This is a genomic window from Acinetobacter sp. CY17 (assembly GCF_059515825.1).
In genome coordinates this window covers 1-12947 of sequence record NZ_JCAKMX010000031.1, presented here as the reverse complement: position 1 = coordinate 12947, position 12947 = coordinate 1, and the positions used below count along the sequence as shown (strand labels likewise).

9 protein-coding genes are annotated in these 12947 nt (G+C 40.7%); 7 read left to right on the top strand and 2 right to left on the bottom strand.

Translation table 11 applies throughout. The features are described from left to right. The first annotated feature begins 114 nt into the window (after positions 1–114). From AC5YCI_RS14945 to AC5YCI_RS14930, 4 genes are all read left to right on the top strand, one after another. Entirely contained in the window at positions 115–2949 is a 2835-nt protein-coding gene (locus AC5YCI_RS14945; protein WP_496130736.1) for a ribonucleoside-diphosphate reductase subunit alpha, read from the top strand. A gap of 275 nt (positions 2950–3224) precedes the next feature. Continuing rightward, positions 3225–3347 (top strand): hypothetical protein, encoded by a 123-nt coding sequence (locus AC5YCI_RS14940; protein WP_496130735.1) that lies wholly within the window; start codon positions 3225–3227, stop codon positions 3345–3347. A 150-nt stretch (positions 3348–3497) separates the two neighbouring features. Next, positions 3498–4781 (top strand): ribonucleotide-diphosphate reductase subunit beta, encoded by a 1284-nt coding sequence (locus AC5YCI_RS14935; protein WP_496130734.1) that lies wholly within the window; start codon positions 3498–3500, stop codon positions 4779–4781. A gap of 224 nt (positions 4782–5005) precedes the next feature. Then, the gene (locus tag AC5YCI_RS14930) at positions 5006–6433 is read left to right on the top strand and encodes an alpha/beta fold hydrolase (RefSeq protein ID WP_496175820.1); all 1428 of its coding nucleotides are present in this window, start codon (positions 5006–5008) and stop codon (positions 6431–6433) included. A 28-nt stretch (positions 6434–6461) separates the two neighbouring features. Here the strand turns inward: AC5YCI_RS14930 and AC5YCI_RS14925 are convergent, their stop codons facing one another. Next, positions 6462–7388 carry a LysR family transcriptional regulator gene (locus AC5YCI_RS14925; protein WP_496130837.1) on the bottom strand — a complete coding sequence of 309 codons (927 nt, stop codon included), beginning with the start codon at positions 7386–7388 and terminating at the stop codon, positions 6462–6464. A gap of 127 nt (positions 7389–7515) precedes the next feature. On the opposite strand from AC5YCI_RS14925, the gene AC5YCI_RS14920 reads away from it, so the two are divergent. Then, on the top strand, positions 7516–8817 hold the full coding sequence (locus tag AC5YCI_RS14920; RefSeq protein WP_496130838.1) for an MFS transporter: 1302 nt from the start codon (positions 7516–7518) through the stop codon (positions 8815–8817). A 10-nt stretch (positions 8818–8827) separates the two neighbouring features. Next, positions 8828–10318: a M81 family metallopeptidase gene (locus AC5YCI_RS14915; RefSeq protein WP_496130839.1), complete on the top strand. Its 1491-nt coding sequence runs from the start codon at positions 8828–8830 to the stop codon at positions 10316–10318. Positions 10319–10579: 261 nt separating this feature from the next. Here AC5YCI_RS14915 and AC5YCI_RS14910 read toward each other — a convergent pair whose 3' ends face one another. Beyond that, complete coding sequence (locus AC5YCI_RS14910; protein ID WP_496175819.1) at positions 10580–11704, bottom strand: KAP family P-loop NTPase fold protein; 1125 nt, start codon at positions 11702–11704, stop codon at positions 10580–10582. Between the two features lie 78 nt (positions 11705–11782). Between AC5YCI_RS14910 and AC5YCI_RS14905 the strand changes: the two genes are divergently transcribed. Then, positions 11783–12942, top strand: a protein-coding gene (locus tag AC5YCI_RS14905; RefSeq protein WP_496175269.1) for an IS3 family transposase whose coding sequence is annotated in 2 segments (ribosomal slippage) — positions 11783–12029 and positions 12029–12942 — 1161 coding nt in all. Because the reading frame shifts where the segments join, the coding sequence is not laid out codon by codon here. The last annotated feature ends 5 nt before the right edge of the window (positions 12943–12947 follow it).

Below are 12947 nucleotides of genomic sequence, written 5' to 3'. Positions count from 1 at the left end.
ACCACTAAGTCTTGTGTTTATCCCGTAAAACACTTGGGACCAGTATTGTCTAGTTATCCCTAGATATGCTCACTCCAAACTTATTGGTTAATAAACAAATAAAGAGTTGATGCAATGAGCGTAACCACAGCGACCCCCGGTCAACTTCAAGTGATTAAACGCACTGGTGAAGTTGCCGCTTTTGATGCTGAAAAAATTTCAGTTGCCATTGGCAAAGCATTCTTAGCCGTTGAAGGCCAGCCAAGTGCTGAATCAAGCCGCATTCATGATCGTATTGAACAATTAACTGAAATGGTACTGAACACGTTTAAACGTCGTTTACCTTCAGGCGGTACGATTCATATTGAAGAGATTCAAGATCAAGTTGAACTGGCACTTATGCGTACTGGCGAGCAAAAGGTTGCGCGTGCTTACGTGATTTATCGTGAACAACGTGCTGAAGCACGTAAACAGTTAAACGCGAATCATCATCCAACTCTACAAATTTTAGACCAAAACGGTCAGTTAAAGCCGCTGGATTTAAGCGCTTTAACAGCAACCATCGCAACTGCTGCCCAAGGCCTAGAAGGCATTGACATTCAAGCGATTGTGGATGAAACCGTTAAAAACCTATACAACGGCGTCAAAGAGTCTGACATCTCAACCACTATGATGATGGCAACCCGTACCCGTATTGAACAAGAGCCAAACTACACGTATGTGACTGCGCGTCTACTACGTGACAACTTAGTGGCAACTGGTCTTGAGTTTTTAGGTTTAGCAACAGATACCAATGAAGGTGATGCGCTTGAGACGTTCTTAAACAAAGGGATCGAGCTTGAGCTTTTATCTCCTGAACTGCTTAACTTTGACCTTGCAAAATTGGCAGCAGCGATCAAACCAGAACGCTCTAACCAATTTACCTACTTAGGTTTACAAACTTTATTTGACCGTTACTTCATCCACTCAGATGGCGTACGTTTTGAATTACCGCAATTGTTCTTTATGCGTGTTTCGATGGGCTTAAGCCTAAACGAAGAAAACCGTGAAGAGCGTGCAATTGAGTTCTATAACTTACTCTCTAGCTTTGATTATATGGCGTCTACACCAACGCTATTTAACTCAGGTACGCTACGTCCACAGTTATCAAGCTGCTACTTAACCACTATTGCTGATGACCTGTACAACATCTATGGCGCAATGCGTGATAACGCCATGTTGTCTAAATGGGCTGGTGGTTTAGGTAACGACTGGACCCCAGTACGTGCGCTGAACTCATACATCAAAGGCACTAATGGTAAATCACAAGGTGTGGTGCCATTCCTAAAAGTGGCTAACGATACCGCAGTTGCAGTCAACCAAGGTGGTAAGCGTAAAGGTGCAGTCTGTGCATACCTTGAAACTTGGCATTTGGACATCGAAGAATTCCTAGAGCTTCGTAAAAACACAGGTGATGACCGTCGTCGTACCCATGACATGAACACAGCCAACTGGGTTCCAGATTTGTTCATGCAACGTGTGATTGAAGACAAAGAGTGGACGCTATTCACGCCATCTGAAACACCTGATCTACACGACTTAACAGGTGCTGAATTCGCTGAACGTTATGCTTACTACGAAGGCATTGCTAAAGAAAACAACATGCTGCATAAAGTCATTCGTGCGAAAGACTTATGGCGCAAAATGTTGTCTATGCTATTTGAAACAGGTCACCCGTGGATCACATTCAAAGACGTATGTAACTTACGTTCACCACAGCAACACGTAGGCGTAGTTCACTCATCGAACTTATGTACTGAAATTACCCTAAATACCAACCAAGACGAAATCGCGGTATGTAACTTAGGTTCAATTAACTTAGTACAACACGTGCAAGGTGGTGTGTTAGATCGCGAAAAACTAGCGCGCACTGTAAAAACAGCAGTTCGTATGTTAGACAACGTGATTGACATCAACTACTACGCAGTACCACAAGCGCGTAATTCAAACCTTAAACACCGCCCTGTCGGTATGGGTATCATGGGCTTCCAAGATGCACTATATGAAATGGGTATGGCGTATGGTTCTGACGCGGCTGTAAACTTTGCTGATGAATCAATGGAAGTGATTTCGTACTACGCGATTCAAACCTCTAGCGATTTAGCACTTGAACGTGGTACTTACGAAACCTTTAAAGGTTCACTCTGGGATCAAGGTATTTTACCAATTGACTCACTCAACCTAGTCGCGAAAACACGTCCTGAAGGCATGTTTGAAGTTGACCGTACACAGCGTTTGGATTGGGACACATTACGTGCCAAAGTTCAAAAAGACGGTATGCGTAACTCAAACGTAATGGCAATTGCACCAACTGCAACCATTTCAAACATTTGTGGCGTTTCGCAATCAATTGAACCAACATTCCAAAACTTATATGTGAAATCTAACCTGTCAGGTGAATTCACAGTGATCAACCCGTACTTAGTACGTGCGTTAAAAGATCGCGGTCTTTGGGATTCTGTGATGGTGAATGATCTTAAACACTTCGAAGGTTCGGTACAAAAAATTGCCCGTATCCCAGAAGAGTTAAAAGCAATCTTCGCGACTGCCTTTGAAGTTGAACCACGTTGGATCGTTGATGCTGCATCACGTCGTCAAAAGTGGATTGACCAAGCGCAATCACTGAACTTGTACATCTCTGGTGCAAACGGTAAGAAACTGGACATCACGTATAAGATGGCTTGGTTACGTGGTCTAAAAACCACTTACTACCTACGTGCATTAGGTGCGACTTCTGCTGAGAAATCGACGATTAATACTGGCGCATTAAACGCTGTGAAATCGACGATTGCACCGAATGCTGCTGCACCAGTTTCCGCGCCAGTTGAAGCAACACCTGCTGCTTCTGTAGAAGAAGATGGTTTTGCAAATGCAGCACCAGTGCCACAAGCATGTTCAATTGACAATCCAGATTGTGAGGCTTGTCAGTGACTCATAGGATTTACACATTAGTTTGTAGTGATAGTTTGTTGCAACCGCTCAGCTATCCTTACTTAATATTATTAATGTGATAGTTGAGCATATTGTGAGTACAAGAATATGCCTAACAATAAATCCGCATCACTTTTAACCGTGATAGTTATTGCTGTTTCACAATCGCTCTCTTCAAGTCCAACTTTGGACTTGGGAGAACAAAATAATGTAAATACTATTGCATGTAATAAATGCACAATAGTTATTAAACAATAAGTCCAAAGGAAATTTTCATGGAAACAATGACCCCCAACTATATGTTAGGACTTGCTGCCCTGATTATTTCCTTTGCAGTTTTATTTTACGTCCCTGTAGCGTATTTTTTCATTAAACAGCGCAAACAGAAGCGTAAGTAAAATAAGTCGTGTTGAAGGATTTAGCATTTTTGATACAAAAAATGCCCTATATCAGCAAAACTTAATTTTGCTTACACAATATAAGCGTATAGTGAAGACATCTTAGTTGAGATGTCTAAACCAGATATAACGCAACGAAGAGTACATACTATGTCTATCCTGAGTTGGGACGATTTCGAAGATGATTCGCAAAAACCGACTGCACCTGAACAGCAGCCTGCGCCCGTCGAACCGCAAAAAGCGGCTCATTCGCAAGTGGTATCTGATGCAAAGCAACCACAGACGCATGTGGCAACTGCACAACCCGCTACAACCTATAGCGGAGCCGCAGCAGATTCAACCGATCCACTGGCAAGAGCATCTCACGCCCTAAATAATTTAGATGCAGCACCAGGTCTTGAAGAACTTGAGATGGGTGCGCAGCGTGTTCAAGTTGATGACAAAGCCATGATCAACTGCCGTGCGGATTTAAACCAACTTGTACCATTTAAGTACGAGTGGGCGTGGCAAAAATATCTAGACGGTTGTGCTAACCACTGGATGCCACAAGAAGTTAACATGAACCACGATATCGCATTGTGGAAATCTGAAGATGGCTTAACCGAAGACGAACGTACTATTGTGATGCGTTCACTTGGTTTCTTCTCGACTGCCGATTCATTGGTAGCAAATAACCTAGTCCTTGCGATCTACCGTCACATTACCAACCCTGAATGCCGTCAATACTTATTGCGTCAAGCGTTTGAAGAAGCAATTCATACCCACGCTTACCAATACTGTATCGAATCATTAGGTATGGATGAAGGCGAAGTATTTAACATGTACCGCGAAGTGCCATCTGTAGCACGTAAAGCGGCATGGGGTCTTAAATATACCCAGTCTTTAACCGATCCTACCTTCCAAACGGGTACACCTGAAAACGACCAAATCTTGCTACGCAACTTGATCGCGTTCTACTGTGTCTTAGAAGGTATCTTCTTCTACTGTGGTTTCTCGCAAATTTTATCGATGGGTCGTCGTAACAAGATGAATGGTGTTGCTGAGCAATTCCAATACATCTTACGTGATGAGTCTATGCACTTGAATTTTGGTATCGACATGATTAACCAAATCAAGAACGAGAATCCGCATTTATGGACAGCTGAATTCCAACAAGAAATCGTTCAAATGATTCTTGAAGGCACCATGCTTGAAATCGAATATGCTAAAGATACCATGCCACGCGGCGTACTTGGCATGAACGCGGCAATGATGGAAGAATACTTAAAATTCATCTGTAACCGTCGTTTAAACCAACTCGGTTTACCTGAACAATTTGCTGGTGTGAATAACCCATTCCAGTGGATGTCAGAAATGATGGACTTACGTAAAGAGAAAAACTTCTTTGAAACTCGCGTAACGGATTACCAAACTGGTGGTGCGTTAAGCTGGTAAGATTTTTTTCAATTTTACTGTAAAAATCCCGCTCTTTGAGTGGGATTTTTTATGCATAATCAAGTAATAAATAAAGCAAACTTGGAATTTATACTTATATCAATTAATCTAAAAATAAAATAATAAAAAGGCTATTTATAATGTGCTTATATTCTTTAAAAAAAATAATATTGTTTACTGCATTTTTACTCTTTTCTTCAATAAGTACAGCTAAATCACAAGAAATGCATATTGATAAAATTCTACAGCATCGTAATGCAGCTCATCTTTTATATATTGATCATGATGGTGCATTATTAAATCCTTGGGATACGCGGCCAAATAAGAGTCATGTGTCTAAACAAGATGAAATCAAATATATTGATCATATAACCGATGAAATTTTGGTTAAATCAGATAGTACTCAATGTAAAGATAAATTCACTCTGACTATTTTTATTCATGGTGGATTAAATTTTCTGCGTGATGCTAATGAAAGACCAGATCAATTTATTAAAACTATGCTAAAACAATGTCATTATCCGGTATTTATTAGCTGGAATTCGGGTGCTTATACCAACTATAGCGATCATCTGTTTCGTATTCGTAAAGGTGAAAGTAACCCAGCTAAGGCCATTCCGAGTATCCCTGTCGTTTTAGCGCAAGATTTAACCCGTTCAATATTAAAAGCACCGAGTGCTTATCTACGTGAAATAAAAAAAGCCTCCTCAGTTCGTAAGCTCTATACGCAAGAAGTGCAACAAGCCTATCCACAATTGATTGGTCGTTTAAAGGCAACAGGACTGAATATTCATCAACCTGAATTGATCCATCAGTCGATTCAGGTTGATCCACTCTTGCCGGTTAAAATCATAACAAAAACCGTGACTACTCCCATTATTGATGGTTTTGGTAAAGGTGCTTGGGATTCTATGCTACGTAGAACCGATTTGATCTTTACTAGCCCTTATTCAATCAACCAATTATTAACACAAGAGCTGCAACCACAGCACCCCCTTAAACAAGGTCATCATTTTGAAACTGCGATAGCCAAGTTTTTTCGAGAATTAAGCTCTAACCCCGCTTTAGCCATTGCTCAACAAAATCTTGCATCTGTACACACCACTGATCAAGATACGAAAGGTCAGAAACTGGCTGCAATTCAGATTAACTTAATTGGTCACTCGATGGGCACTTTGATGGTGAATCAAGCCTTGTCAAAGTATCCCGATTTAAATGTCAAAAACATCGTCTATATGGGAGCAGCTGCACCGCTAAGAAGCCTCGAGTCCACAATTGCACCTTGGTTGCAACATCATCCTAATACGCATTTTTATAGTTTAAGCCTAGATCCTTATAATGAATTAAGTGAACAATCTGGCCAGGGTTTACTTCCCCGAGGTAGTTTACTCAACTGGATTGATAATATATTTTCAGATATTCATTCTGTAAAAGATAGAACTGTAGGTTCATGGATTAATATCATTATGTTAGTTGATGATATGTTTGCGCCATCACCTTATTTACGTGAGCGCATTCATCTCACCAAGTTTCATGTACACACGTCTCAAGGCATGGATGTTGGCCCACAAAAACATGGCGAGTTTGATAATTATGCTTTTTGGCGTGAAGAATATTGGACTGGGCAAGAGCTTGAGCGCCTTGTTAAATAACAGCATTTGTTATGGGCCGATTTAAACATTAGCGTAAATTAAAACTGGCCCGAATACGATCCAGTAAAACGCGATGTGAATCTGAAATTATGGCACCTTTACGCATTAATAACTGCGTTTTGGCTTGTTGAAAGGTGCTGGAATCAATTTCTAGTACATCGACCAGACCCGCTTCTACCGCAACCCCAATATCAGCATAACGCATGGCAGAAATACCATGCCCTGCAATCACATAATTTTTAAGTGCGGTAATAGAGTTGGTGGTTAAGGCAATATTTAAACCCAAATTTAAACGTACTAATTCAGCATCTAATAACTGGCGAAAACCATGCCCCACCGACATCACCGCAAATTTATAATTTAAAGTCTGCGCCAAAGATACCGCTCCTTGCTGTAAGGTTAATGGATGACCTTTAGGCACAGCTAAAATAAAGGGCTCTTCGCGTTCCGCAATCACTTTAATTTCAGGATGCAACGGTGGATTATAGGCCAACCCAATATGCGCTAAACCTTCCGTTACCTGCCGAATCACATCCTGCACGCTCATTAATTCCAGTTGCAACTGCACATTTGGATAAGTGGCATGCATATGTTTAAGCACATCATAAATTAAATCTTGTAAGTAACTTTCACTCGAGACCAAATTGACTTTGGCTAACTGTGCCGATTTAAGCTGTGCCAATTGCTCAAATAATGCTAATTCACGTTTTTGATTTTCCTCAAAATACTCTAAGACGATATAGGCAGCTTCTGTGGGCACAACATTACGACCACGGCGTTCAAACAGCTGGGTTTGTAGCTGGGCTTCAAGAAGTTGGATTTGGCGGCTAATGGCAGATTGTTCGATATTAAGTAAGTCGGCAGTTTTACGAATCGAACCTAACAGCATCACATTATAAAAATAACGCAGTCTTTTTTCATTAATCCCTGCTAAAGGCAGCGTGTGTTTTTGCATAGGTTTGTACTTATTATTGATGCTTTTAAAGCATCATTATCAATAAAAAGCTGCATTGTTATCAAGTGCTCAAGCTGCTTAAACTCATCTCTAAGGAAAAATAACAATAAGCAACAGGAGTTTGCTCATGCGAGAACAACAACTCGATCGGATGTATCAAAAAATTAGTTGGCGCTTATTGCCATTTTTATTGCTGTGTTATTTTTTTGCCTATTTAGACCGTATTAATATCGGGTTTGCCAAATTACAAATGCAGCAAGATTTAGGCTTTAGTGATGCTATTTATGGCATGGCTGCAGGTATTTTCTTTTTAGGCTACGTGCTGTTTGAAGTTCCCACCAACTTGTATTTTAGCAAGATTGGGGCGCGTAAAACTTTTATGCGCATTATGGTGCTGTGGGGTCTGACTTCAATGTCGATGTTATTTGTGACGACTCCAACCATGTTCTACATTTTGCGCTTTTTGCTGGGCGTATTTGAAGCAGGTTTTGCCCCAGGTTTAATTTTTTATCTGACCTATTGGTATTCGGGTGCTCGTATGGCACGCGTCATGGCGATTGTCATGTTGGCTGCGCCCCTAGGTGGAATGTTGGGGGCACCTTTGTCCACACAAATTATGACCCATATGCATGACATTTATCATATGGCGGGTTGGCAATGGTTATTTTTACTTGAAGGTTTGCCTACGGTGCTATTAGGAGTGATGGCGTATTTTTATTTGGTTGATCGTCCACAAGATGCCAAATGGTTAAGCCTTGATGAGAAAAAATTATTGCAACAAGAAATTCAATTACATCAAGCAACGCAGACGCATCAAGGTTTTAAAACTGTCCTTAAAGATCCATGGATTTATTTTATGGCTTTGGGTTATTTCAGCATCATTAGCGGGATTTATGCAGTCGGGTTTTGGTTACCGTCTTTACTTAAAAGCAGCGGCGTAGAAAGCTTAACCAGCATTGGCTGGTTGGTGGCCATCCCTTATTTACTTAGCGCGATTTTGATGAACCTTGTAGCACGACGTTCCGACCGTTACCAAGAACGTAAATGGCACAGTATTTTACCTACGCTCTTGGCAGGAGTCTGTCTGTTAAGTTCGGTTATGAGTACTCATTTTATCTTGTCATTTATTGCAATTTGTTTTGCCACTGCATTTATGTTTGTTGCCTATACCATTTTTTGGTCAATTCCTGCGCAGTACTTAACAGGCACAGCTGCGGCTGGCGGCATTGCGCTGATCAACAGTATTGGGCTATTGGGTGGTTTTGTTAGCCCAAATATTATGGCATTTGCCCAAAGTACCACTCAATCCTTGGTTGCGGGCTGGATCAGTATTGCCTTATTACTTGGTTGTGGCGCCTTGTTGCTTTGGTATGCCTTCCGTTTAAAAAAACCACTTTCTACTTCTCAGGCTGTTCGCGCCACTTCATAAGGATCATTCTATGCCAACGATTGCTATTGCTGGTTTTCAGCATGAAACCAATACTTTTTCCCCAAGTCTGGCACGCTATGATGACTTTATTCATGGCGGTGGCTTTCCGGGATTAACCTATGCCCAAGACCTGTTCGCATTTGCCGAGCACAATATTCCTATTGGCGGTTTTATTCAAACTGCCCAGCAGTTGGGTTATCAGCTTGAGCCGATTCTATGGGCAGGTGCATCACCTTCGGCACAGGTCGAGCAGCAGACCTATGAACGTATCTGTCAGGATATTATCGCGGGCATTATCGCCCAGCCAGTGGATGCCATTTATCTTGATTTACATGGTGCTATGGTGGCTGAACATTTAGATGATGGCGAAGGTGAATTACTGCGCCGTATTCGTGCAGTGGTGGGTCAAGAGATCCCCATCATCACCAGTTTAGATTTTCATGCCAACGTTACTCAGCAAATGTTTGAACATGCCACGGCAATGCTGTCTTATCAGACCTATCCACATATTGATATGGCAGTTACAGGCGCACGCTGTGCTGTGCTATTAGATGAAATTTTAAAAGGCAAACAACTACATAAAGACATCTACAAACTGCCATTTTTAATTGCTTTAAATGCGCAGTGTACAGATTTAGAACCTGCCAAAAGTACCTTTCAGCGTTTACAACAGTTACAGCAAGACACTGGGGTGCTACTCAACTTTACCCCAGGTTTTCCTGCGGCAGATTTTTATGACTGTGGCGGCACGCTATGGGGCTATAGCGCATCGCTACCGCAACTGCAACACACCATGCAGCAATGCCAAAGTGAATTGCTGGCGCATGAAGCCAATTGGCACATGGAATTTTTAAGCCCTGATGTGGCGATTGCCCAAGCCCAACAACTGTTTAAAGATCAGCAAAAACCGATTGTTATTGCCGACACCCAAGACAACCCCGGTGCAGGCGGTGATTCTAACACCACAGGCATGTTACATGCCCTCGTCAAAGCCAAAGTACAACGTGCATTAGTGGGTTTAATCTGTGATCCTCACACCGTACAAAGCGTTGGTCACCTTGCAATAGGTGAACGGTTTTATGCCCAACTTGGCGGTAGCAGCAATGGCGACCCTGCCCTATGTGGTGAGTTTATTTTAAAAGCACGTCATACAGGTCAATTTCATTATCAAGGGCCTATGATGCATGGTGTGGCAGTGGATATTGGCGAGAGTATCTTAGTGTCTTATCAAGGGATTGATATTGCAGTAAGTTCCTATAAGGCTCAGCTCCTAGATCGCGTGATGTTTAGAATCTTTAAGGTTGATCCTGAAGACTATCCACTCATTGTGGTAAAAAGTTCGGTACATTTCCGCGCTGATTTTACCCACATGAGCGGCGCAATTTTAGTTGCCAAAGCCCAAGGGCCGATGCTGGCAGACCCACGCGATTTAAACTGGCAAAAGATTAATCCTGAGATCCGTTTAGCTCCACTGGCTTTAAGCTTACAAGAATCAGCTTAAAGCCCTGCCTTATGTTCAAGTGGCTGATTCAAGCATTTCTCATCCGCCGCTATTACTTTTAAAAGGCGGGTATAAGACATAAAAAAAGGCTTGATTCCTTTAGAATCAAGCCTTTCCGCTTTATACAACACTATGTTCAGTTATATTCAGCTAGGTATTTGGTGGGTGGCGTCAATTGAACTAAACACATAAGACATTGATTTATATATATTTTATAATTTATTAAAAATTATATGATACATATAGTGATACAAACAAACTTTAATTGATGATAAAACCAGAGTTTATATAGTTATCCCAACTTCTAATAATATCCGACTCTCCATAGCTACCGCTTGCAAATAGATTTTGTTTCAAACCTTTTTTCATTTCTAAAGCTTGTGCATCAAGTTGGTCATTAGTATTTTCTAGATAGTAATATTTAAGCAAAAAAGGAAAACCCGATCCATCATGACTAGAAGCTAAAAGGTCACCATACTTATTAGAAAAACTTGCTAAATCATCAAAATCATATCCACCCCAACCGTATCTTGATCGATTTTTCACATAACTAATTAACAAATTTATAATATGATCTAAAAACTCTTTTTCACTTAGTTTATTAGGTCTAATACATTTTTGTTCCATAGCCAGATAAGAGAAAGCCATAACCGAGGAAACAGTATGAGGAAGATTATCCATTAAAGCCATTTTTTGTAAAATTCGAATTAAATCTCTTGAATTGAGATTAAACATCTCAGATAACATTAATATATCTTTATTATTTAACCTTAAACCATACTTATTTACGTATTCACGAACTACCTCGATATAACTATTACTTTCCCTTTTAGGAAACTTAATGTTTAAATCAATAAATTTTTCCAAATAACTATTTGTAGAAGTGAAGCCATAGAAACTATTTATTGACTCCTCCAACTGAGCTTTATTAGTAGAGATTACAAAAACAATGTTTGGAATATCAAAGAAATGTTTGATGCGCTCTATCAATTTTATAGAGAATTCAGGCTTACACCTGTCTAATTCATCAACAATAAATACTAAAGGCTTATCCAAATCTTTAACTAACTCACCTAATGCGTCTTTAAAATATTTCAATTCATTTTTATTCGTATTGTAATTTTCTACTAACTCAATTAGATGTTCCCGTAATCCTTCTTCCAATAACTCACCAGCCTTTTCTCCAACCTCTCCCGTAGCATCCTTAACTGCTGTAACTGTTTCCTGTACACTTTTACTAAAATATCCAGCCCCCATCAATGTCATTGCCAAAGACCAAATAAGCATAGGTAGATTTGGAAGAACAGCATGATATGCACCTATAAATTTTTCTTTAAATGTAGCTATAACAGTTTGCTCTGCATCAACAGCATTAAGAATTTCCATAGATATGATCCTAGCCAAAATAATGGACAGCACGTCCCTCTAAAGATAACGTAACTTTAATCTTTGGAGATTCAAGAAATGGCTAAACGTTTTAGTCCTGAATTTAAACAGCAAGCGATTGATTATGCACTTTCAAACTCCCACGAACCTATAGCTGCAATCGCCCAGAAATTAGGTGTGGGTTATTCAACTTTAGACAAATGGATTCGTGAAGCCAATCCAGTGGGTTCAAGCAAACGTCAACTTTCACCAGAACAACAGCGGATCTTAGAATTAGAGAAAGAAGTCAAACAGCTCAGGGAAGCCAATGACATCTTTAAAAAAGCGCATGTGTACTTTCTGACAGATCATGCCAAGAAAAGTACACGGTAATTCAAGATCTGGATGTGAATGAAGTCACTGTATCTTCTGCCTGTCAATGCCTGGGTGTCAGCACTTCAGGCTATTATGCCTGGCGAAAACGCCAGACCAATCCAGCGCAGAAATATAATGATTTAAAAGCCGTATATTGGCAGCATCATGCACGATTGGGTGCACCTTCATTGGTACATGACATGCATGATTTAGGTTACAGCATGAGCGAACGAACCGTTGGAAGAATGCTTAAAAAGCTTGGTTTACGTAGCAGGATTGCACGTAAATACAAGCATACGACTGATTCAAACCATCGTTTGCCTACAGCGCCTAACTTGTTGGATCGTCAATTTACGGTCAATGAACCCAATAAGATCTGGACAACGGATATTACCTATATCCGTACTAAGCAAGGTTGGCTGTATTTATGTGTGATGCTGGATCTATTCAGCCGTCGTATTGTCGGCTGGCAAACCAGCCATCGAATAGACCGTCAATTGGTGTGTGATGCGTTTCATTATGCAATGGCTCGTCAGGGGTATCCAATGGGTGTCATGGTGCATTCGGACCAAGGCTCACAGTACTGTAGTCGTGATTTTAGGGCGCTATTATTGACGAATAACTGCGTTCAAAGTATGTCACGCAGGGGAAACTGTTGGGATAATGCAGTGACCGAAAGCTTCTTTCATACATTGAAAGGTCATGTGGTCCATGGCAGTGTGTTTGCCACTCGAAAAGAAGCGAATACAGTCTTGTTTGACTATATTGAGATTTATTACAATCGGGTCAGAAGGCATTCCGCAAACGGCTGGTTAAGCCCAGAAGCCTTTGAACAGAAATATTTTAAGAATTTAGAGGGATTTGTTGTCCACGATACTGTCTAGGATCA